Here is a 21620-nt window from a genome sequence, read left to right as displayed (position 1 = left end):
CTTCAGCGGCTGACGGCCCGGCGGAACTCGCGCTTGGCGGGCGGGGTGCGCGGGCCGTCGCCGGTGGAGCGGGGTTCCTCGCCGACGAGCACGATGCGGGTCTTGATCGCGATGAGCGCGAAGAGCACCCAGTTGCCCTGGTAGAGCAGGCGGGACTCGGCGACGGACTGCACGAGCAGTGCCACGACGACGAGGAGCGGCAACAGCGACACCGGGTCGAACGCCCGCGGCGACAGGGTCTGGTCGTACCCGATCCGCGTCGCGGACGACCACGAGCGGTTCAGGGTCGTGACGACGTACAGCGCGAAGAGGAGCAGGCCGATGATCCCGGTCTGCATCCACACGTCGAGGTACGCGTCGTGCGCCTGCAGGTAGGTCACGCCCTTGCGGTGCGCGAGGTCGGCGAGGGTCGGGATGTCCGGCCACCAGTACCCGATCCAGCCCCACCCGACGACGGGGTGTTGGTCGACCAGGCCGAGGACCCGCTGCCAGATCTCGCCGCGGCCGGTCGCGTCCGCACCCTTGCCGAGCAGCTCCGACACGGCGCCCCGGGCCAGGAACCCGACCACGGCGACGACCACGGCGGCCACGAGCACGACGAGGTACCGCGGTGTCCGACGTTCGGTCGGCACCCGGCGGATCCAGAGCGCGACGACCAGGGCCACCACGACCACGAGCGCGGCGGCGAGCACGGTCGACGAGCGGGTCAGCAGCAGCACGGCGACGGCCACGACGAGCCACCCGATGGTCCGGTTCCGACCCATCCGTCCCTCGGCGAACTGCACGGCGACGGCGATCGCTGCGAGCAACGCCACCATCGCGAGGAGGTTGGCGTTGCCGGGCAGCCCCTGGATGCGCCCGCCGGTGAAGAGCTCGGCGCGGGAGAAGTAGAACGCGTCGGGGATCTTCGCGTCGCCGTAGTGGGTCCAGATCGGGGCGATCGGGTGTCGGACCACCACGGCGACGAACGCCTCGAACACGAGCGACAGCATGAGGACCCAGCGCATCGCGAGGCTGACGGCGTCGAGGATGCGGCGCCACGTCAACGTCGATGCGATGGCGAACGCGATCGCGGCGCAGATGACCTGGACGGTGATGCTCGCGATCGTGGCCGGCCGCCAGTGCGACCAGACGACGGACAGCAGGCACCACGCGAGGAAGAACCACAGCGAGCGGGGCGTCCGCACGATCGGCGGACGGGCGCGCACGAGCACCGCGATGCCCCAGGCCGCGACCGCGGCCCAGAGGATGCCGGCACCGACCCAGGTGAGCGTGTTCGGCACGGCGTCGCCGGCGAACAGGACGAACAGCACGGTCGCCCCGAGTGCGAACGCCTCGCGCTCGGGAACGGTCCCGCGTGCCAGCGGCCAGGAGTTCGTCACGGAGTCAGGGTACGTGTTCACCGGCACGACCTACTTCCCGAACGCGCGGAGGGCCCCCGCGATCTCGTCGCCGAGGTAGGGCGAGAGGGTCTTCGCGAACGTGTTCGTCAGGTGCGTCGGATCCCGGTGCACGAGGACACCGCCGATCACGGCCGGACAGACCGTGGCGGTGCAGTAGTAGTCCGTGAGGTCGATCGTCCGGACCTTGCCCGGCAGGCGGGCGGCTGCCTGCTCGGAGCCGTCGAACAGCCGCAGCGCGTTCGCCCGACTCGAGTCGCATCCGCTCGTCGTCGCACCGGACATCTGCCCGACGCACGCGACGACGTCCGGCCGTGCCGTCGGGTTGTCGCGGAGCGCGATGATCGGGATGCCCGCGTCGGCCGCCGATCGCCAGGCATCCACGAGCCCGTCGACGACGGTGTCGTCGTTCGACTTGCCGGCGGGCGGGATCACCGGGCCGTTCCCGGTGGAGTGCGTCACGATGACGCCGTCGAGGTCGGAGTGCGACCGCAGGTACTCCATCGCGTTCTGCTTCCAGCCGTTGCAGTCCGCGACCTGCTCCGCCGACCCTGCCTTCTGGACGGCGGTGGTCAGGTAGCAGCTCTGGTGTCCGGCGACGTCGATCCGCCAGTTCTCCGCCTCGGCGATCCGTTCGTAGGTGTCGACGAGCACGTTGTTGTGCGAGTCCCCGATCGCGATCAGGTGCTTCGTGTACCCGGTCTTCGGGCCGAGTGCGCACACGTTGAACGCGTCGGAGTCGTTCGACCAGCACGCGGCGCGGTTCGCGTCGTCGTCGAGCGCGTTCGCGGCGGACGGCACGCGGACGTCGGCCAGGGCCGGGTTGACGCACGGGTCGCTCGAGGAGATCAGTGCCGCCGCGCCGAAGCACCGCACGTCGCCGCGGCCGAGCTGCTTCGCGAACTCGGCCGCCTGGACCTGCTGCACGTGCAGCGCGGTGAGCGAGGCGACCCCGAGTGCCACGACGACGACGGTGCTCAGCGCGCCGTAGAGCGCCACACGGCGCGGTCGGAGCGCCTTGACCCAGCGGGAGAACCGGAGCGGCTCCTCGATGCACAGCGTCGTGATCGAGGCGACGACGACGGCGCCGACGAGGATCGCGACCTTGTCCTTCGTGGTGAGCTCGTGCCGCAGGACGATGGGCACGATCACGACGGCGGGCCAGTGCCAGAGGTACACCGCGTAGGAGATGCGACCGAGGAAGCCGATCGGTGCGAACCTCCCGATCCGCTGGAGCCCGGACCGTCCACCGAACAGGACGACCAGGGTCGCGGAGACGACCGGGAGTGCGGCGGCGCTGCCGGGGAACGGCGTCGCCGCGGTGATCACGACCAGCGAGAGCACGAGTCCCGCTGCTCCGACCCACGCACCCACCACCCGCACGACGCGGGCCGGCAAGGTCCGGGGCGCCGCCAGCGGGACGGTCGCCGCCAGACCGCCGAGCGCGAACTCCCACGCCCGGGTGGCCGTCGAGAAGTAGGCGATGCCGGAGGCCGTCTGCGTCTGGACGATGCTCCACGCGAACGAGAGCACGACGACGGCCCCGAGCACGATCCGCACGACGGTGACGGCGGACGTCCCGCGGCGGAGGGACCGTCGGACGAGCCAGAGGGCGGCGAGCAACAGCAGCGGCAGCGCGATGTAGAACTGCTCCTCGACCGACAACGACCAGAAGTGCTGGAACGGCGACGCCTGGTTGCCCTGGGCGAGGTAGTCCACCGAGTCGGCGGCGAGCTGCCAGTTCTGCACGTACACGGTCGACGCGATGAGCTCCCGGCCGTACTGCCCCCAGAGGGCGCTCGGGACCCAGAGGAGCACGGCGGTGCCCGTCGCGACGATCGTCAGGAAGGCGCCGGGGAGCAGCCGCTTCGCCCGGCGTGCCCAGAACCCGGCCAGACCGATCCGGCCGGTGGTCACGAGCTCCCGGAGGAGGTGGCCGGTGATGAGGAAGCCCGAGATGACGAAGAAGACGTCGACGCCGACGAACCCGCCGGGCAGTCGGCCGGGCCACAGGTGGTAGAGGACGACCGCGAGGACCGCGAACGCGCGGAGCCCCTGGATGTCCCACCGGGTCGCGTCGGTCGTCCCGGTGGCGGTTGTCCGGAGCGCCCGTCGGGTGGGTGCCTCCGCTGTGCTTGCTGGCATCGCGGGAGAGTCTAATGTGACCGCCGATAGGCTCTGTCCCATGTTCCTCGGCATCACGAACACGCCCCGCGACTACGCCTGGGGGTCCGTCACCGCGATCCCCGAGCTCCTCGGCCGGACCGTCACCGGGGCCCCGCAGGCCGAACTCTGGCTCGGTGCCCACCCCGGCAGCCCGAGCGTGGTCGTGAACCCCGCGATGGTGGGCGGTGCCGACACACTGCTCGACTGGATCGCCGCCGAGCCGCAGGACGCGCTCGGGGCCGACCGCTCCGGGCTGCCCTTCCTGCTCAAGGTCCTCGCGGCTGCGGCGCCGCTGTCCCTGCAGGCGCACCCGACGCCGGAGCAGGCGCGCGAGGGCTTCGAGCGCGAACAGGCGGCCGGGATCCCGATCGACGACCCGGCCCGCAACTACAAGGACCCGTTCCCGAAGCCCGAGCTCGTCGTCGCGCTGAGCGAGCGGTTCGAGGCGCTGAGCGGCTTCCGTCCGGTCGCCGAGACCCTCGCCGAGGTCGAGGCGCTCGACGCCGGGTCCGGTCGCCTCGGACCCCTCGCGGTGCACCTGCAGCACGGACTCGAGGACACCGTCCGCTGGCTCGAGACCGCGGACTCGTCGGCCCGGGCGATCGTGCAGGCCGTCAGCGACCTCGCCGCGGCGCTGGCCGACGACGCCCTGACGCCGAACACGGCGACCGTGCGGGACCTCACGTCGAGCTACCCGGGCGACCCGGGCATCGTGGTCTCGCTGCTCATGCACCGCGTCACGCTCGCCGCCGGTCAGGCCATGTACCTGCCCGCGGGGAACATCCACGCCTACCTCGACGGACTCGGCATCGAGCTGATGGCCCCGTCGGACAACGTGCTGCGGGGTGGCCTCACGCCGAAGCACGTCGACGTGGCAGAACTCCTGCACGTCCTCGACTTCACCGCGTACCCGGCCCCGCTGCTCGCGCCCGAACCGGTCGACGCCGGCGTCGAGCGGTTCGCGCCGGACGGCGTGGGCTTCGCGCTCCTCCGTGTCACCGGCGACGGACGCCCGGTCGGTCTCGGCACCGCTGGGGTGGCACCGCTCGTCGGGCCGTCGATCGCGATCTGCACCGCGGGTGCCGTCACGCTCGTCGGCGCGACGTCGGCGACACTGCTCCGCCAGGGGGAGTCCTGCTACATCACGCCCGACGAGGGCGACGTCACGGTCGAGGCCGACGGCGGCAGCGGACTGGCCTCGACGGTCTTCATCGCCACCGGAGCGTGAACACGAGGTCGGGCAACACCGTCCGCTAGCGTGGCCAGCATGAGTTGGCTGGTCACCGGCGGTGCCGGGTACATCGGGTCCCACGTCGTCCGAGCGCTCCGTGCAGCGGGGATCGACACCGTCGCGTTCGACGACCTGTCGAGCGGTTTCCGGGCGTTCGTGCCCGACGACGTGCCGTTCGTGCAGGGCACGATCCTCGACGGCGAGCTGCTGGCCCGGACGCTGCGCGACCACGCGGTGACGGGCGTCGTGCACGTCGCCGGCTTCAAGTACGCCGGCGTCTCGGTGGAGCGGCCGCTGCACACCTACGAGCAGAACGTCACGGGCATGGCGACGCTGCTTCGTGCGATGGCGGAGAACGACGTGCGGAAGGCCGTGTTCTCGTCGAGCGCCGCGGTGTACGGTACGCCGGACGTCGAGACGGTCGTGGAGTCCACCCCGAAGGCCCCGGAGTCGCCGTACGGCGAGTCGAAGCTCATCGGCGAGTGGCTGCTCCGCGACATGGAGGTCGCCGCCGGGTTCACCACGACGTCACTGCGCTACTTCAACGTCGTCGGCTCGGGGGAGCCGGACCTCTACGACGCCAGCCCGCACAACCTCTTCCCGCTCGTCTTCGACGCCCTGCTCGCCGGACGGACCCCGCGGATCAACGGCGACGACTACGACACGCCGGACGGCACGTGCGTCCGCGACTACGTGCACGTCGCCGACCTCGCCCACTCGCACGCGATCGCCGCGCAGAAGCTCGAGGCCGGCGAGACCCTCCAGCGCGCGTACAACCTCGGCAGCGGCGACGGGGTGAGCGTTCGCCAGATCATGGACGCCATGGCCGCCGCCACCGGGATCGCGTTCGAGCCGGAGATCGCACCGCGACGCGCCGGGGACCCCGCACGGATCGTGGCGACCGGCGAGGCCGCGGCACGAGACCTCGAGTGGTCGATGCGCCACACGCTCGACGAGATGGTCACCAGCGCGTGGGAGGCCCGCCGCAACGTCTCCTGAGCGCTCGAGGGGCCGTCAGTTGTCCCCCGAAGCCCGGACAGACCGGCCGCGACACGCCCGTACGGGGGACATGACACGCCGGAACGGTCAGAGCCTTCTATGATCCGCGACTTGACTCTCGCGAATGACACCGCTGTAATTACAGGCAACGACAGCGATCGTTGTGGTCCCGTTATCGAGACGTCAGGGGTGATCAGGGTGAACGGTTCCGATTTCCACGCCGGAGTACCGGAGGACTGGCACGTCGACCCCGTGTCGCTCGGCGTCCCGGGCGTCCGGCGTCCGGAGACCGACGACGAGGAGAACCCGCTCGCGTGGCAGGTCGACTCGCTCTGCGCGCAGACGGACCCCGAGGCGTTCTTCCCCGAGAAGGGCGGATCGACGCGCGAGGCGAAGAAGATCTGCACCTCGTGCGAGGTCCGGGCGCAGTGCCTCGAGTACGCGCTCGAGAACGACGAGCGCTTCGGCATCTGGGGCGGCCTGTCCGAGCGCGAGCGCCGCAAGCTGAGAAAGCGCGCGTAAGCGCGCACCCGAGCGGTCACGGCGCGCCAGCGCCGTGCGAGGGTGCGCCGAGGAGCCTGCGACGAGGACGCCGGGACCGGCCATCGATCGCCCGACGCACACCGTGCAGTGATCCGCTCCACAGGTTCACGGCGCGCCGCCGTCCGCAGGCCGCGCCGCGCCTCCAGACCGTAGAGTGACGCCCGTCATGCAGCCCAGAGTCACCGCGATCCTCGTCGCCGCCAACGGGGCGGACCACCTCGACCGGACCCTGGACGCGCTCGCCGCCCAGACCCGCCACCCCGAGAACCTCGTCGTCGTCGACCTCGGGTCGACCGACGGTTCCACCAAGGACCTGTCCTTCGGCGGCTCCGCCGAACTGCTGCGGCTGCCCGCCGGTCGGCCGTTCGGCGAGGCGGTCGCGCGAGGCGAGCGCGAAGCGCCGCCCGCCGTGGCGGACGAGCCCGTCGACGAGTGGCTCTGGCTGCTCGGGCACGACAACGCGCCGTCGCCCTCGGCGCTCGCCGATCTGCTCTCCGCGGTCGAGATCGCACCGTCCGTCGTCGTCGCCGGCCCGAAGTCGGTGTCGGTCGAGGACCCGGCGGTGATCCGTGCGTTCGGCGAGAGCATGACCCGCTTCGGCCGCTCCCTCGTCCTCGTGCAGGACGAGCTCGACCAGGGGCAGCACGACCGGAACACCGACGTGATGGCCGTGGCCGCCGGCGGGATGCTCGTCCGGCGTTCGATCTGGAACGAGCTCGGCGGCTTCGACCCGGCGCTGCCCGACGTCGACGCCGCGCTCGACTTCTGCGTGCGGGTGCGCCTCGCCGGGCACCGTGTCGCCGTCGTCCCCGAGGCCCGTGTCACGAGCGCCGGCCCGATCGAGGAATTCGGGCGCAAGCGCGTCTCGGAGCGTCGTCGCGTCCGGATGCACCGCCAGGCGCAGCTCCACCGACGGATGACCTACGCCTCCGCCGGGGTCCTCTGGATCCACTGGCTGACGCTCGTGCCGTTCGCGATCGGACGTGCGATCGGTCACCTCGTCGCGAAGCACCCCGCAGCCGTCAGCGCCGAGCTCTCCGCCGCCTTCGCCGTGGCCTTCGGGGGCGGTGTCGGGCGCTCCCGTCGGACCCTGGCCCGCAACAAGAAGCTCGGCTGGGCCGCCGTCGAGCCGCTCCGCGTGAGCTGGCGTCGGGTGCACGAGCGGCGCACGACCTCTCGGGACGTCGAACTCGCCCGCGTCGAGGACGCCCCCATCGCCCGGGCGTCGTTCCTCGGCGACGGCGGCATCTGGGTCGTCCTCGCCGCGGCCGTCCTCAGCGTCGTCACGCTGTACCCGCTCCTCGGCTCGCCGGCGCTGACCGGGGGTGGCCTCCTGCCGCTCAGCACCGACGTCGCCCGGCTGTGGCAGAACGTCGGGTACGGCTGGCACTCGATCGGCACCGGGTTCACGGGCCCGTCCGACCCGTTCGCGGCCGTCGTCGCGGTCCTCGGGTCGATCACCTTCTGGTCGCCGTCGACCTCGGTCGTGCTCGTGATGCTCGTCGCGTTCCCGGTCGCCGCGCTCGGCGCCTGGTTCGCCGTCCGCAAGGTCACGACCCGGACCTGGGTCCCCGTCGTCGGCGCGGCGCTCTACACGATCGCCCCGACCCTCGTCGGCGCCGTCACCAGCGGACACCTCGGCGCCGTCATCGCGCACGTCCTGCTGCCGTGGCTGTTCCTCGCCGTGCTCGAGGCACACCGGTCGTGGGCCTGGGCGTCCGGTGCCTCGCTGCTGTTCGCGGTGGTCGCCGCCTCCGCCCCGTCGCTGCTGCCCGTCCTGCTCGTCGCGTGGCTCGTGTCGCTCGTCGTCGGTTGGCGCCGTGCGCACCGCCGGGTGTTCATCCCGGTGCCGGCCGCCGTCCTCTTCCTGCCGCTGGTGCTCGCGCAGGTCTCCCGCGGCAACGTGCTCGCGGTGTTCGCCGACCCCGGCGTCCCCTCTGCGACGCGTGCCCCGTCGGCGTTCCAGCTCGCCATCGGCCAGCCCGTTCCGGACTGGAGCGGCTGGCTGCCCACGACGTCCGGGCTCGCGCTCGCGGCGTGGATCCTCCCCGTCCTGATGGCCGTCCTCGCGCTCCCGGTCGCCGTCGCCGCGATCGGCGCGATGCTCGGGCACCGGTGGGCCGTCGCCGGGGGATCCCTCGTCGTCGCCCTGCTCGGGTTCGCGACCGCGTACGCGGCGACCCAGGTCACCGTCACGGGTGTGGGCTCGACCACCACGATCGTCTGGCCCGGCAGTGGCCTGTCCGTGTACTGGCTCGGGATCGTCGCCGCCGCGTGCATCGGCATCGACGTCCTGCCGCGGCTCGCGCCCGTCGCCGGCCTCGTCACGACCGTCCTCGCCGCCGTCACCGTGGCCCCGGCGTTCGGTGCGTTCTACCTCGGCAACGCCGTCATCCAGCCGACCACGGGCCGCGTCCTCAGCGCGTACGTGAACGCCGAGGCACAGGCGAACCCGGACGTCGGGACGCTCGTCGTCCAGCCGCAGACCGACGGCTCGCTCGCGGTGTCGCTCGAACGCGGTCAGGGCTCGACGCTCGACGACCAGTCGACGCTCGACTCCACCGCCCTGACGTTGAGCCGCTCGGGCTCGCAGCTCGCGACCCTGGCGGGCAACCTCGCCAGCCGGAGCGGCTACGACCCCGAGCCGGCGCTCCGGCAGCTCGGCATCAGCTTCGTCCTGCTCGACGACGCCTCGGACGACCAGGCAGCGCGCGACGTCCACGACCGTGCCGCCGGCGCGATCGGCCAGAACGCGCTGTTCACGAGCATCGGTGAGACGACCAGCGGCCAGCTGTTCCACTACGAGGGCGACGTCGACCGGCCCTCCACCGGATCGGCCGGTGCGCACGCCACCCACGTGCTCTACCTGATCGTGCTCGGCGTGGTCTTCGGTGCCGCGGCCCTGCTCGCCGTGCCGACGGCACCCCGGCGCCGCCGTGCCACCTCGAACGTCATCGAGGCCGAGGAACCCGCCACCACCTTCGACGAGGAGCGCGACGAATGAGCACCGACACCGCCTCCGTCCGTCGCTGGATCGTCCGCGGCACCGCCACCGCGATCGCCGTGGTCGTGGCCGCCGGTGCCGTCACCGCGGCGCACGCCCTCGGCACCGAGTCCGATCCCGGACGTCCGGCCGGCAAGACCGTCACCCCGGTGCCGGCCGACGCCGAGCGCGTCTGCGCGGGCAGTGCCCTCCGCCTGTCCGACGACGCCGGCAACGACGCGACGAAGGCCAGCACGGTCGGGTCCGCCACCGTGGCGACCGCGACCACGGGGTCGACGGTCGAGCGCTCCTCGCTCGACCCGTCGACGACGGGCGGCAGCGACCCGCGGCTCCTCACCGCCCCGGCGGGGAAGTCCACGCCCCAGGTCGCCGGCAGCAGCTACCAGAGCGTCTCGAGCGGCGACCTGGTCGGCGTCGGCGCAGCGTCCTGCGACGACCCGAGCCAGTCGACGTGGCTCGTCGGCGGCTCCACCGAGACCGGACGCACCAGCCTCGTCACGCTCTCGAACCCGACCGACGTGAACGCCACCGTCGACCTGTCGATCTACGACGGCACCGGCACCGTGAGCGCCCCCGGCACGACCGGCATCGTCGTCGCGCCGAACACGCAGAAGGTCGTCCCGCTGTCGGGCTTCGTGTCCGACCAGGGCTCCACCGTCGTCCACGTCGAGTCCTCCGGCGGCCAGATCGTCGCCCACATGCAGGAGTCGATCGTCCGCACGCTGACCCCGGGTGGCTTCGACATCGTCTCCGGGGGAGCGGCACCCTCGACGACGCAGATCATCCCCGGCGTCGTCCTGAAGGGCGCCCAGGAGGCACAGCGCGGCGACGACACGGCCGACGCCGCACCGATCGTCCGGCTGTTCGTGCCCGGCACCCAGGCGGCTCGCGTCACCCTCGGCATCACCACCTCGGACGGCGGCGGCTCCACCGTGAACGCCACCGCCGAGCCCGGTGTCGTGACGGACGTCGCCCTCGACGACTTCCCGGACGGTCGTTACTCGTTCACGGTCACCTCCACGGTGCCGATCGTCGCCGGCGCCCGGACCACGACCCCGACCGACGACGACCGCACGGACCTCGGGTGGTTCGCGTCCGCCGAGCCGCTCGGCGAGACGACGATCACCGCCCTCGCGCCCGGGAACAACCAGCGCCTGACGTTCGTGAACCCGACCCGCACCGACGCCCGGGTCACGATCCGGACGGGCGACGAGGAGCAGCAGGTCGACGTCGTCGCGGGCGCGACGCAGACGGTGATCGTGCCCGTGTCGAAGCAGCTCACGCTCACGGGGACGAAGGGTCTCGTCGCGGGGGTCACGTTCCAGAGCGGCGACGGTATCGCCGGGTTCCCGGTGCGCGCGGCGACCGAGGTGTCGACGCCGGTCCGCGTCTACCCCTGACCCGGGTCGCGGGTGGATCGCGCGCCGCGCGTCACCAGTGGCGGTAGCGGTCCGGCGCCAGGTCCCACGGATCCTTGTCGATCAGTTCGCCGACGGCACGGAACACCGCGGTCTCGATGATGACCCGCTTGTCGGTGTCGTCCTTCTCCGGGCTGCGGGTGACGCGCTCGACGGGGATCCGGAACACGGTCACGCGACGCTGTTCGCGGTCGACGCGCCACCGCGGCATGTGGTCGGGGAGCGTCGCGTCGGTCGGCATGTCCGCGACCTGGAACACGACGCCCTGGAGTTCGTCCGGCCACAGTCCGAGCAGGTAGTGCGCGGTGTCGCCGACGATCCGGTCGAAGGTCTCGGCGCGGGTGATGATCGGCGCGAGGTCCGGACCGGTCACGCTGGACCGTCCGCCGCGACCGTGCCGGGAGCGGCCGCGGCCTCGGCCGACCGGTGTGACGAGACGGGTCCTGCGACGCATCCCCACATCGTACGCGCGACTCCGGTCGCAGCCGCGCTCCGCTAGGGTCGTTGGCGGTATGGACGTACGGATCTGCAGCAAGGTGGCCTGTGGCGCGAGCGCCGCGGCGACGCTGACGTACGACTACGGCGACTCGATGGTGGTCGTCGGACCGCTCTCCACGCGCGTCGAACCCCACGGGTACGACCTCTGCCAGCGCCACGCAGCGCAGCTGCGCGTGCCGCGTGGTTGGCAGGTGGTGCGGCGTGAGCCGCTCCGCCGCGACGCCGACTGAGCACGGCCTGCTCAGTCCTCCACAGGGGGCGGACTGGAGGCACGGATCACCTGACCGACGTCGCCTGACGACCCGCGCCTCCCGGCATGGAAGACTGATGGACATGCCCACCGAAGCTCGTACCGCAGCACCGTTCCGCGTCGCCGACCTCTCGCTCGCCGAGGCGGGCCGTCACCAGATCCGCCTCGCCGAGAACGAGATGCCGGGCCTGATGTCCCTGCGCGAGGAGTTCGGCGCGTCGCAGCCGCTCGCCGGCGCGCGCATCGCGGGCTCCCTCCACATGACCGTGCAGACCGCCGTGCTCATCGAGACCCTCGTCGCACTCGGCGCGCAGGTCCGCTGGGCGAGCTGCAACATCTTCTCCACGCAGGACGAAGCCGCCGCGGCGATCGCGGTCGGGCCGACGGGCACCCCCGAGTCCCCGGCCGGTGTGCCGGTCTTCGCGTGGAAGGGCGAGACGCTCGAGGAGTACTGGTGGTGCACCAACCGCATCTTCGACTGGTCGGCCGAGGCCGGGGCGGTCGGCGCCGAGTGGATCGGTCCGAACCTGATCCTCGACGACGGCGGTGACGCGACGATGCTCGTGCACACCGGAGCCGACGCCGAGGCAGCGGGCCGAGTCCCCGAGGCCGGTGCCGACGCGAGCGCCGAGTGGAAGATCGTCCTGGACACCGTCGCCGCCTCGCTGCAGGAGTCGAGCGACCGCTGGACCCGCATCGCGGCCGACATCGAGGGCGTCACGGAGGAGACGACCACGGGCGTGCACCGCCTGTACGAGCTGTCCCGCTCCGGTGAGCTGAAGTTCCCGGCGATCAACGTCAACGACTCCGTCACGAAGTCGAAGTTCGACAACAAGTACGGCATCCGCCACTCGCTGCCCGACGGCCTGAACCGTGCGACCGACGTCCTGATGGGCGGCAAGGTGGCGTTCGTCGTCGGCTACGGCGACGTCGGCAAGGGTGCGGCCGAGGCGCTGCGCGGCCAGGGCGCACGGGTGATCGTGTCCGAGGTCGACCCGATCTGCGCACTCCAGGCGGCGATGGACGGCTACCAGGTCGCTCGCTTGGCGGACGTCGTCGGCGAGGTCGACATGGTCATCACCTGCACGGGCAACCTCGGCGTCGTCGGCGTGGACGAGATGCTCGGACTGAAGCACCTCGCGATCGTCGCGAACGTGGGACACTTCGACAACGAGATCGACATGGCGGGCCTCGAGTCCCTGCCGGGTGTCGAGAAGGTCGAGATCAAGCCGCAGGTGCACGAGTGGCGCCTGCCGACCGGCCGCTCGATCCTCGTGCTGAGCGAGGGCCGGCTCATGAACCTCGGCAACGCGACCGGGCACCCGTCGTTCGTGATGAGCAACTCGTTCACGAACCAGGTGCTCGCGCAGATCGAGCTGCACACCCGGCGCGCGGAGTACCCGACCGGCGTGTACGTCCTGCCGAAGCACCTCGACGAGAAGGTGGCGCGCCTGCACCTCGACGCCCTCGGGGTCGCGCTCACCGAACTCCGTCCGGAGCAGGCAGCGTACATCGGCGTCCCGGTCGAGGGCCCGTACAAGCCGGAGCACTACCGCTACTGACGCGGCGCGCGTCCGCGGTAATCGGACGATCGCGCCCCGTTGCGAACATCGCGCCCCGACACAACGGGGCGCGACGTCCGCAACGGGGCGCGGAGTCTGACCGGCAGCCGGACGGCCGCGCCGAACGGGCGCCCGCGCCGCGCCGCCGCGCCGGCGCCGGTGCGGCCGCGCGCCGCCTCAGCGCGGGAAGCCGGGCGGCGGCGCGGACGCCCGCACCGCGGCGTCGTCGAGCATCGCCGCGCGCGACCGCAGCGCCCGCAGGTCCCGCTCCCGCCGCAGCACGACGACCCCCGCGAGGAAGGCCTCCGGGTGCACAGCAGGCACCGGGTGCGCGTACTCCGCCACGGCCTCGGCCAGCATCCGTGCGGTCGACTCCCGGAGTTCGGGCCGGAGGTCGGCCGCTCCGCGGAAGAAGGCTCCGAGGCGGTTCTCGAGCCGCTGCGGCAGCGCCGAGACGTCAGCGACGGACGCCCACGACACGAGCTCGGCCGGCATGAGGACCTGCGGGTCGCGGTGCTTCGTCGCCCGCTCGTGCTGCACGAAGGTCCCGGCGAGCAGGTCCCCGAGCCGCCGCGGCCGCGAGCCGAACAGCGCGACGAGCAACGCCACGGACCCGACCGTCATCCACAGCTCGAACAGCCCGACGAGGGCCCGGGCGAACGCGTGTCGGAGGCCGATCGCCCCACCGTCGAGCCGGACGACCCGGGTACCGGTGGCGTAGCGGCCGACGCTCTTGCCCCGCGTCACCGTCTCGACCGCGGCGGGGACCAGGACGAGGACCCCGACCAGGACCCCGATGTCGAGTGCGGCAGCCCAGGCGTCGTCGATCCCGCTGGGCCAGACACGCGACAGCCCGATCATGAGCATGACGTACAGCGCGAGGACGCACACGGCGTCGAGCAGTGCCGCCGCGAGCCGGAGGACGATGCCGGCCGGCTGCACGTCGAGGGCGACGGCCTCGCCGACCACGAGCTCCTCGGCGGTGTCGTCGAGGGCACGGACGAACCGGCCGTCGGCGAGGTCACGCGGCGCACGGGTCTTCGGCATGGGATCATTCTGTCGGAGACGGTCGCGGCACGCCCGACCGCGCACCGACGGAGCGGGGGAGACGCTGTGGACTTGGACGCCTACACCGAGGTGCACCGTGAGCGCTGGCAGGAACTCGACCGCCTCGCCCGTGCACGACACGCGTCCGGCGCCGACGTCGACCGGCTCGTGTCGGCCTACCAGCAGGGGGCGACCGACCTCGCCCGCATCCGCGGAGCGGCGCCGCGCACGGCCGTCGGCGACCGACTGTCGCTGACCCTGTTCCGTGCTCGCCTCCGGTTCACGGGCACCCCGGTCGACCCGCTCACCGCGGTCACCTCGTTCTTCGTCGTGCAGCTCCCCGCGGCGCTGTACCGCATCCGCTGGGTGACGATCTGGGTCGCGATCGCCACCGCCGCGATCGCCGCCGTCGTGGCCGTCTGGATCGGCACCACCCCGGGCGCGACGGCGACGTTCGGCACGCCGGAGGCGCTCCGCCAGTACGCGACACAGGACTTCCAGGACTACTACTCCGACCACGGCCTCGGTGCGTTCACGGCGCAGGTCTGGACGAACAACGCCTACATCGCGGCGACCATGGTCGCGTTCGGCATCACCGGCCTCTTCGTGCCGTTCTCCATCGGGCAGAACGCGATCGGCCTCGGCGTCTCGGCGGCGATCATGCACTCGCAGGGGCGTCTCGGGGACTTCTTCCTCTACATCGCCCCGCACGGGCAGCTCGAGCTGTACTCGGTGTTCCTCGCCGCGGCTGCGGGCCTGATGATCTTCTGGTCGTGGGTGGCCCCCGGTGCGCGCACCCGTGCACAGGCCCTGGCGGAGGACGGTCGCGCCCTCATCACGATCGCCGTGGGGCTCGCCCTGACGCTGCTGCTCTCCGGCATCGTCGAGGGCACGGTGACCCGGCAGGACTGGCCGTGGCCCGTCAAGATCGGCATCGGCACGATCGCCCTCGCCGCGGTCCTCTGGTACCAGTGGGTGCTCGGCGGTCGGGCGCACCGCGCGGGGGAGCGCGGCGACCTCGAGGAGTTCGAGCGCGGCACGTCCGCACTCGTCGCCGGCTAGAGCCGCCCGCTCGCCTTCGCCCGGATGTACGCGTCCGCGACCAGCGGCGGCACCTGCTCGGGCGTGGCCCGCACCACCTCGACACCCGCACGGCGGGCGACGTCGGCGACGCCGTCGGCATCGAGCAGGGTCCGTTCCGCAGCGGCCCGCCGGTAGACGTCGCGTTCGGCACGGTCCGGGAGGAACGGCGCGCGTCCGCCCCGCCGGCCCGGTCCGCCGTCGGTCGGCTCCAGGGCCCCGCGCGCCATCCGCTCCACGGTCGGGTCCGTCACGCTCGTGACGACGACGGCGTGCCGCCGCGCGAGCCGCGGCAGCACGGCGAGCAGGTCGGCCGAGGCACCGACGGAGTCGAGGCTGGAGACGAGCACGACGAAGGCCCGCGAGGTCGTGACCGAGTCGACGAGCCCGGGGACGGCGGACCAGTCGGTGGCGGCGAGACCGGGCTCCGCGAGCGCGAGCGTCTCGCCGAACCGCTGGACGACGTCGGTCCTGGTGGCACCGTGCACGCGGCCGCGGACGGCGTCGTCGAGCACGGCGAGGTCGACCCGGTCACCGGCGGCCGCGGCCAGGGCGCCGAGCAGCAGGGCCGACTCGATGAAGGTGTCCAGGCGGGGTTCGTCGTCGACCCGACCGGCTCCGGCACGTCCTGCGTCGACGACCACGATCACCCGTCGGTCGCGCTCCGGACGCCAGGTCCGCACGACGAGGTCCTGCCGACGAGCCGTGGCACGCCAGTCGATCGACCGGACGTCGTCGCCCCGCACGTAGTCCCGCAGCGAGTCGAACTCGGTGCCGTGGCCGCGGAGCTGCAGGGTGGTCTCGCCGTCGAGCTCCCGGAGCCGTGCGAGTCGCGAGGGCAGGTGCCGTCGTGAGCGGAACGGCGGCGTCACGACGAGTTCGGCCGGAGCGTGCAGCACCCGTTGGCGCGCGGCGAGTCCGAACGGCCCGAACGCGCGGACGGCGACACCGGCGGAGGTCCGGCGGCCGCGTCGGAACGGGGCGAACCGCATGCGCGCGGTCCGTCGCTCCCCGGACGGCACGTCCATCCGGAGGCGCCGTGGTGCGTGGCCGGCCGACGGCTCCCACATGTCCCGGACGACACCCCGCAGCCGTCGGGAGCCGTCGTTGGCGAGCACGAGCGTGCCGTCCGCCGTGGTGTCGCGCCGGGCCAGCCGGGGCATCCGCCGTTCGACCCGCACGCGTGCGAGGTCCGCGGCGAGCAGGACGTCGACCGCGGCCGCGACGACGACCACACCCGCCCACGCCAGGCCCGCCCATCCCGTGCCGAGCAGCACGGTCGGGACGATCGCGACGGCGAGGAGCGCGACGAACCGGCCGGAGATCGCCACTAGATCGGCACCCGGACCTGCTCGAGCACCTGCTGCAGGACGCCGTCGGCACCGACGCCCTCGAGCTCGGCGTCCGCGGCGACCCGGAGTCGGTGCCGCCAGACCGGCAGCAGCATGGCCTGCACGTGGTCCGGGGTGATCGCGTCGTACCCGGTGAGCCACGCCCAGGCCTTGGCCGCGGCGAGCAGTGCGGTCGCGCCGCGGGGGCTCACGCCGACCCGGACCGACGGCGCCTGCCGGGTCGCACGGGCGAGGTCGACGACGTAGGCCAGGACGTCGTCGCGTGCTCCCACGGCCCGGACCGCACGCTGCGCGGCGAGGACCTCGGCGACGCCGACCACCGGCACGATGCCCGCCGACCGGACGTCGCGGGGCACGAAGCCGTCCGCGTGCCGACGGAGCACCTGCCACTCGACGTCCCGCGGGGGCACGTCGAGGGTGAGCTTCATGAGGAACCGGTCGAGCTGCGCCTCGGGGAGCGTGTAGGTGCCCTCGAACTCGATCGGGTTCATGGTCGCGGCGACGAAGAACGGGTCGGGCAGCGCCCGTGCGTCCCCGTCGACGCTGACCTGTCGCTCCTCCATGGCCTCGAGCAGGGCGGACTGGGTCTTCGGGGGTGTGCGGTTCACCTCGTCGGCGAGGAGCACGTTCGTGAACACCGGGCCCTCCCGGAACGGGAACGTGCCCGTGGACGCGTCGTAGACGAGCGAACCGGTGACGTCGCCGGGCATGAGGTCCGGCGTGAACTGGATCCGCTTGGTGTCGAGCGACATCGCCGCCGCGAGGCTCCGCACGAGCAGGGTCTTCGCGACGCCGGGGACGCCCTCGAGCAGCACGTGGCCCTGCGCCAGGATGCCGACGATCATCCCCGAGACGGCGCCCTCCTGTCCCACGACGGCCTTGCCGACCTCGGCGCGGAGTCGACCGAACGCGTCGCGGAGCGGATCCGCCGCCGGGTGCGTCTGCGGGGTTTGGGTGGGGGACGGATCGGTCACGGTCGTGCTCCTCGTCGGTCGTGGTCGGTCTGCTGGTCGCCGGTGGTCGCGGCGTGGACGGCGCGCTCGAGGTCGTCGAGCGCCGCGGCACCGGCGACGAGCGCGCGGTCGTCCGGGGTCGCCCCGCCGACGAGCACGGCACCGACGTCGGTGTCGGATCGTCCGGTCGCGTGGGCGGCGGCCCGGACGACCTCGTCGACGTGTGCCGAGCGGGGGAGTCCGAGCCGACGGGCGGTCCGTCGGACGGCGGCGATGCGGAGGGTGTCCAGGGCGTGCGTGCGGTCACGGGTCCGCGCGGACAGGCGTGCCCGGCCCTCGGTGGTCTCGGCGGCCCGGACGACCACCGGCATCCGCTCGACCACGAGCGGTCCGAGCCGACGGCCGCGCCAGATCCCCGCCGCGACGGCCACGAGGCCGAGCAGGGCGAGGGCACTCGGCACCCACGATGGTGCGAGCGTGCCGAGGGTCGGTGCCGCGTCCGGTGCGCCCGGCGTCGTCGTGTACCAGGTGAGCGCGTCGCCGTCGCCGAGGAGTCCGAGGGCGAGCGCGGCGTTGCCCGCCGTGGTGATGGTGTCGTTGCGGAACACCGAGGTGGTGCCGACGAGGGTGACGTCGCCCGCTGGGGTGTCGGTGCGGACGAGTCCGTACCCGCGGTCGTCGCCGGAGCCGGTCGGTGCGCACAGGTCGGTGCCCGACGGGGCGCGTGCGCCGTCCGGCACCTGGAAGGCGAACCCGGTGGTCGTCACCCGACGGGCGTCCGCTGCCGCGGGGATCGCGCACGTGCCGGTCGCGGCGGTGTCGTCGCCGTCGACCTGCGCGACGGGCTCGACGTCGAGGCCGAACGCGTCGAGGACCGCCGGGGTCGTCGAGACGAGGACGACGTGCGCTGCCTCGCGACCGAGTCGCCGTGCGACGGCCGGGTCGAGCGCGCCCTGCGAGTCGTCGACGAAGACCGTGCCGCCGTCGGCGTCGATGCGGTCGGCGGTGTCGACGACCCGGACGTCGGTGCCGCGCTGTTCGAGCACGCGGACGAGCGCCTTCGACCCGCTCGCCGTCGCCGACGCCGGGTCGAGCGGGTCCCGCTCGGGGCCACCGCTCCGCTGCACCACGGCGGTGAGCGCGGCGAGGAGCAGACCGACGAGGACGATCGCGACCCAGAAGCCGATCCGCAGCCCGCGGCCCTCTCGGGGTGCCCGACCCGCGAGCGGTGGTGCAGTCGTCGTCATGCCGGGACCGCCGGAACCGTCGCGGTGGCGGGCCGAGCCGTCCGGACCGCGTGCTCGGTGTCGAGGACCTCACGGGCGTCGGCCTCGGTGGCGACGGCGCCGAGGTACCGGACCTCGTCGAACACCCGAGCCGCGTGGTCGAGCCGCGTCGTCTCACCGGGGAACACGACGGCGGCCCGCCCGGCGATCGCGCGGGCGGTCGCCCCGGGGACGTCCGGCACGAGGTCGCGCTCGCCGAGGCCGCGCGCGAGGGCACGGTAGCCGTCGAGCACCGCACCCTCGAAGTCGCCGCTCCGGAGCGCAGCGCGGGCGGCGTCGGCGATCTCGGCCGCCGATCGGAGGTCGTCGTCGTCGAAGACCCCGCCGACCCCCGGCCCGGCGAGCCGAGCACGACGCCGGGGGAGCCCACGCGCCACGACGACCAGCACGACCACGGCGACGAGCACGACGACGGCCACCCAGAGCAGGGTGTGCGCGACGACGGGCGAGCCGAGGCCGTCGGCGCGGAGCGAGCCGAGCCACTCGAGGAACGACTGGGACGCTCGATCCCACCACGTCACGTGGGCGCCGTCGTACTCGGACCGGTCGAGTTCGCGTTCCAGCAGTCGGCGGGCCTCGTCGGGGTCGATCGTCATGCGCGACCGTCCGGCGGGTAGCGTCCCGGTGCGCCGCCCCACTCCGGCGGCGGTGTCGGCTGCCCCGACCACGGCTGCTGCGACGGGACCGGCGGACCGGCCCAGGGCTGCTGCCCCGGCTGTCCCGGCCACGGCTGCTGCCCGGGCCACGGCTGCTGCCCGCCCTGCCACGGCTGTCCGGGCCACGGCTGACCGGGCTGCGCCGGCCACGGCGGCCGGGACACCTGCGGCGCCGGCGCGTACGGGTCCGGCGGCGTGCCGGTCTCCAGGTGCGACGCGATCCGCTGGTCGAGCGCTTCGGTCCGGATGCGCCGGTCGACGGTCAGCAGTGTCAGCACCGACGCGTTCAGGACGTCCGCGATGCACTGCACCGCGATCGCGAGCAGGCTGCCGACCACCACGGCGACGATCCCGCCAACGCCGACACCGGACGACGCGTCGGTCTGCCCGAGGGGGTCGAAGGTCCCGCTGAGCAGGACGGACCCGATGGAGAGCGGAAACGACGCGATCGACACCGCGAAGCCGAACATCGCCTGCACCAGCAGCACGATGCCGAAGGTCCGCCAGAACGCGCCGCGGGTGAGGCGCCAGGACTGGGCCGCCGCGGAGAACACCGACCGGCCCTCCAACGCGATCGTCGGGACGGTGAACGCGAACTTCGTGCCGAGCCAGGCGAGGACGACCCCGAAGCCGGCGAACATCCCGAGGAACCCGAGCACGAAGCCCCACACGTTCGAGTCGCCCGCCGTCAGTGCGGCGACGAAGCCGACGAAGACGAGCACGAACACGATGCCGATGACGACACCGGCCGCGAGCTGCAGGAGGATCCACGCGACGACCGACCGGCGCCGACCGGCGAGCAGCGCCCAGAGCCCGCGGAAGGTGGCGCGCCGACCGAGGATCCGCTGTCCGGTGTCCGCGGCGACGGGGGCGACGAGGAACGCCCGGCCGAGGTACGCCAGGAACGGCAGCCCGACGGAGAGCACGATCAAGAGCGTCACGGACCCGGCGATGATCGAGTCCGAGCTGCTCCCGCCGTCGACGGCCGACAGCATCCGCGACTGCAGCGCCCGCTGTCCGAAGGTGCTCACGAGTGTCGCGAGCAGGCCGAGCACGCCGCTCAGCAGCACGCTCCAGAGGAGCAGGACCCGCGCGTTCCGGCGGAACACGGTGAAGGCGCCGGCCAGGACGTCGCCGAGGCCGAGCGGCCTGAGGGGGATGACGGGCCGTGAGCCGACGGGCGGAGGTGGCGGGGGTCCGGGGACCGGCCACGGGGCGGACGGCTGCGGTCCGGGCTGGTGCGCCGCGCCTCCAGGCCGGTCCGCACCCGGTCGCGTGCCGGGCGTCCCCGGACCCGGCTGCGCGCCGGACGTCCCCGGTGTCTGCCAATCGGACATCGCCGCCCCCTCGTGGTCCTCGGCCGCGCAGCGGACGCGCGGACGACACCATCCTGTCGGAAAACGCCACCCGACGGGGCCTCGGCTATCGTGAGGACGCGAGTGCCGACCCGGCACCGCCGCACGCAGCACCGCCGCACGCCACACGGAGTCCACATCACATGACACCGCGCATCCTCGTCGTCGACGACGACCAGGCCCTCGCCGAGATGATCGGCATCGTCCTCCGCTCGGAGGGCTACGAGCCGGAGTTCAGCGCCGACGGCAACGACGCCATCGACGCCTTCCACGGCACGAAGCCCGACCTGGTGCTCCTCGACGTCATGCTCCCGGGCATCGACGGCATCGAGGTCTGCAAGCGCATCCGCGCCGAGAGCGGGACGCCGATCATCATGCTGACCGCGAAGGGCGACACCGCCGACGTCGTCGCGGGGCTCGAGAACGGCGCGGACGACTACGTGGTCAAGCCCTTCAACCCGAAGGAGCTCGTCGCCCGCATCCGTACCAGGCTCCGTCCCTCCGCGTCGGACGCGACCGTGCTGCACGTGGGCGACCTCACCGTCGACGTCGCCGGGCACGAGGTCCGCCGGGGCGAGTCCGTGATCGCGCTGACGCCCCTCGAGTTCGACCTGCTCCGTGCACTCTCCGAGAAGCCGAACCAGGTGTTCACCCGCGAGATGCTGCTCGAGCAGGTCTGGGGGTACCACTACAAGGCGGACACCCGCCTGGTGAACGTGCACGTCCAGCGCCTCCGCGCGAAGATCGAGCACGACCCCGACAACCCGAAGATCGTCACCACGGTGCGCGGCGTCGGGTACCGGGCCGGAGGGGCCTGAGC

18 protein-coding genes are annotated in these 21620 nt (G+C 72.9%); 9 read left to right on the top strand and 9 right to left on the bottom strand.

From position 1 onward, the window contains the following. Positions 1-2: 2 nt before the first annotated feature. Together ABIC61_RS05515 and ABIC61_RS05510 are read right to left on the bottom strand one after the other, a co-directional pair. Positions 3-1382 (bottom strand): O-antigen ligase family protein, encoded by a 1380-nt coding sequence (locus ABIC61_RS05515; protein WP_354029106.1) that lies wholly within the window; start codon positions 1380-1382, stop codon positions 3-5. Positions 1383-1412: 30 nt separating this feature from the next. Then, entirely contained in the window at positions 1413-3545 is a 2133-nt protein-coding gene (locus ABIC61_RS05510) for an acyltransferase family protein (protein WP_354029105.1), read from the bottom strand. A 40-nt stretch (positions 3546-3585) separates the two neighbouring features. Between ABIC61_RS05510 and manA the strand changes: the two genes are divergently transcribed. The 5 genes from manA to ABIC61_RS05485 all read left to right on the top strand — a co-directional run bounded on the left by manA (position 3586) and on the right by ABIC61_RS05485 (position 10743). Next, positions 3586-4794 carry a mannose-6-phosphate isomerase, class I gene (gene manA / locus ABIC61_RS05505; RefSeq protein ID WP_354029104.1) on the top strand — a complete coding sequence of 403 codons (1209 nt, stop codon included), beginning with the start codon at positions 3586-3588 and terminating at the stop codon, positions 4792-4794. A 39-nt stretch (positions 4795-4833) separates the two neighbouring features. Beyond that, positions 4834-5796, top strand: a complete 963-nt coding sequence (gene galE / locus ABIC61_RS05500; RefSeq protein WP_354029103.1) for a UDP-glucose 4-epimerase GalE — start codon at positions 4834-4836, stop codon at positions 5794-5796. Between the two features lie 189 nt (positions 5797-5985). Beyond that, positions 5986-6318: a WhiB family transcriptional regulator gene (locus ABIC61_RS05495; RefSeq protein WP_083295294.1), complete on the top strand. Its 333-nt coding sequence runs from the start codon at positions 5986-5988 to the stop codon at positions 6316-6318. A gap of 187 nt (positions 6319-6505) precedes the next feature. Further along, on the top strand, positions 6506-9343 hold the full coding sequence (locus tag ABIC61_RS05490) for a glycosyltransferase (RefSeq protein WP_354029102.1): 2838 nt from the start codon (positions 6506-6508) through the stop codon (positions 9341-9343). After that, positions 9340-10743, top strand: coding sequence for a DUF5719 family protein (locus tag ABIC61_RS05485; protein WP_354029101.1), 1404 nt, complete (start codon positions 9340-9342; stop codon positions 10741-10743). The genes ABIC61_RS05490 and ABIC61_RS05485 overlap by 4 nt, the downstream gene beginning before the upstream one ends. 31 nt (positions 10744-10774) lie before the next feature. On the opposite strand, the gene ABIC61_RS05480 is transcribed toward ABIC61_RS05485, so the two are convergent. Further along, positions 10775-11215: a hypothetical protein gene (locus tag ABIC61_RS05480; RefSeq protein ID WP_354029100.1), complete on the bottom strand. Its 441-nt coding sequence runs from the start codon at positions 11213-11215 to the stop codon at positions 10775-10777. 58 nt (positions 11216-11273) lie between these two features. Between ABIC61_RS05480 and ABIC61_RS05475 the strand changes: the two genes are divergently transcribed. Both ABIC61_RS05475 and ahcY read left to right on the top strand, forming a co-directional pair. Then, positions 11274-11489 carry a DUF3499 family protein gene (locus tag ABIC61_RS05475; RefSeq protein ID WP_144752489.1) on the top strand — a complete coding sequence of 72 codons (216 nt, stop codon included), beginning with the start codon at positions 11274-11276 and terminating at the stop codon, positions 11487-11489. Positions 11490-11592: 103 nt separating this feature from the next. Next, entirely contained in the window at positions 11593-13071 is a 1479-nt protein-coding gene (gene ahcY, locus ABIC61_RS05470; protein ID WP_354029099.1) for an adenosylhomocysteinase, read from the top strand. A gap of 177 nt (positions 13072-13248) precedes the next feature. Here ahcY and ABIC61_RS05465 read toward each other — a convergent pair whose 3' ends face one another. Next, positions 13249-14118: an RDD family protein gene (locus tag ABIC61_RS05465; protein WP_354029098.1), complete on the bottom strand. Its 870-nt coding sequence runs from the start codon at positions 14116-14118 to the stop codon at positions 13249-13251. Between the two features lie 66 nt (positions 14119-14184). Between ABIC61_RS05465 and ABIC61_RS05460 the strand changes: the two genes are divergently transcribed. Beyond that, positions 14185-15180: a stage II sporulation protein M gene (locus ABIC61_RS05460; RefSeq protein ID WP_144757340.1), complete on the top strand. Its 996-nt coding sequence runs from the start codon at positions 14185-14187 to the stop codon at positions 15178-15180. Here ABIC61_RS05460 and ABIC61_RS05455 read toward each other — a convergent pair. Genes ABIC61_RS05455 through ABIC61_RS05435 form a run of 5 tightly spaced genes read right to left on the bottom strand, consistent with a single transcriptional unit; the run spans position 15177 to position 20782 of the window. Then, a complete protein-coding gene (locus ABIC61_RS05455) occupies positions 15177-16529 on the bottom strand; it encodes a DUF58 domain-containing protein (protein WP_354029097.1) in 1353 nt (450 codons plus the stop codon). The two genes, ABIC61_RS05460 and ABIC61_RS05455, sit on opposite strands and share 4 nt — an antisense overlap. Further along, the gene (locus ABIC61_RS05450; protein WP_502908785.1) at positions 16529-17524 is read right to left on the bottom strand and encodes an AAA family ATPase; all 996 of its coding nucleotides are present in this window, start codon (positions 17522-17524) and stop codon (positions 16529-16531) included. Before ABIC61_RS05450 ends, ABIC61_RS05455 begins: the two co-directional genes overlap by 1 nt. After that, positions 17521-18750 carry a DUF4350 domain-containing protein gene (locus ABIC61_RS05445; RefSeq protein WP_354029096.1) on the bottom strand — a complete coding sequence of 410 codons (1230 nt, stop codon included), beginning with the start codon at positions 18748-18750 and terminating at the stop codon, positions 17521-17523. The genes ABIC61_RS05450 and ABIC61_RS05445 overlap by 4 nt, the downstream gene beginning before the upstream one ends. Beyond that, complete coding sequence (locus ABIC61_RS05440) at positions 18747-19385, bottom strand: DUF4129 domain-containing protein (RefSeq protein ID WP_354029095.1); 639 nt, start codon at positions 19383-19385, stop codon at positions 18747-18749. The genes ABIC61_RS05445 and ABIC61_RS05440 overlap by 4 nt, the downstream gene beginning before the upstream one ends. After that, entirely contained in the window at positions 19382-20782 is a 1401-nt protein-coding gene (locus ABIC61_RS05435) for a glycerophosphoryl diester phosphodiesterase membrane domain-containing protein (RefSeq protein WP_354029094.1), read from the bottom strand. The genes ABIC61_RS05440 and ABIC61_RS05435 overlap by 4 nt, the downstream gene beginning before the upstream one ends. Positions 20783-20943: 161 nt before the next feature. Between ABIC61_RS05435 and mtrA the strand changes: the two genes are divergently transcribed. Then, entirely contained in the window at positions 20944-21618 is a 675-nt protein-coding gene (gene mtrA / locus ABIC61_RS05430; RefSeq protein ID WP_354029093.1) for an MtrAB system response regulator MtrA, read from the top strand. Positions 21619-21620 lie beyond the last annotated feature (2 nt).

The organism is Curtobacterium sp. 1544, from assembly GCF_040544915.1.
GTDB lineage: Bacteria > Actinomycetota > Actinomycetes > Actinomycetales > Microbacteriaceae > Curtobacterium > Curtobacterium pusillum_C.
Note: the sequence above shows the minus strand (reverse complement) of the source record. Positions and strands in the feature narration are given on the sequence as shown.

Bases quoted from the DNA above. Each gene is read 5' to 3' on its own strand.
- ABIC61_RS05510 (WP_354029105.1), bottom strand. From the start codon at position 3,545: ATGCCAGCAAGCACAGCGGAGGCACCCACCCGACGGGCGCTCCGGACA.
- manA (WP_354029104.1), top strand. From the start codon at position 3,586: ATGTTCCTCGGCATCACGAACACGCCCCGCGACTACGCCTGGGGGTCC.
- galE (WP_354029103.1), top strand. From the start codon at position 4,834: ATGAGTTGGCTGGTCACCGGCGGTGCCGGGTACATCGGGTCCCACGTC.
- ABIC61_RS05490 (WP_354029102.1), top strand. From the start codon at position 6,506: ATGCAGCCCAGAGTCACCGCGATCCTCGTCGCCGCCAACGGGGCGGAC.
- ABIC61_RS05485 (WP_354029101.1), top strand. From the start codon at position 9,340: ATGAGCACCGACACCGCCTCCGTCCGTCGCTGGATCGTCCGCGGCACC.
- ABIC61_RS05480 (WP_354029100.1), bottom strand. From the start codon at position 11,215: ATGCGTCGCAGGACCCGTCTCGTCACACCGGTCGGCCGAGGCCGCGGC.
- ABIC61_RS05475 (WP_144752489.1), top strand. From the start codon at position 11,274: ATGGACGTACGGATCTGCAGCAAGGTGGCCTGTGGCGCGAGCGCCGCG.
- ahcY (WP_354029099.1), top strand. From the start codon at position 11,593: ATGCCCACCGAAGCTCGTACCGCAGCACCGTTCCGCGTCGCCGACCTC.
- ABIC61_RS05465 (WP_354029098.1), bottom strand. From the start codon at position 14,118: ATGCCGAAGACCCGTGCGCCGCGTGACCTCGCCGACGGCCGGTTCGTC.
- ABIC61_RS05445 (WP_354029096.1), bottom strand. From the start codon at position 18,750: ATGACGACGACTGCACCACCGCTCGCGGGTCGGGCACCCCGAGAGGGC.
- ABIC61_RS05440 (WP_354029095.1), bottom strand. From the start codon at position 19,385: ATGACGATCGACCCCGACGAGGCCCGCCGACTGCTGGAACGCGAACTC.
- ABIC61_RS05435 (WP_354029094.1), bottom strand. From the start codon at position 20,782: ATGTCCGATTGGCAGACACCGGGGACGTCCGGCGCGCAGCCGGGTCCG.
- mtrA (WP_354029093.1), top strand. From the start codon at position 20,944: ATGACACCGCGCATCCTCGTCGTCGACGACGACCAGGCCCTCGCCGAG.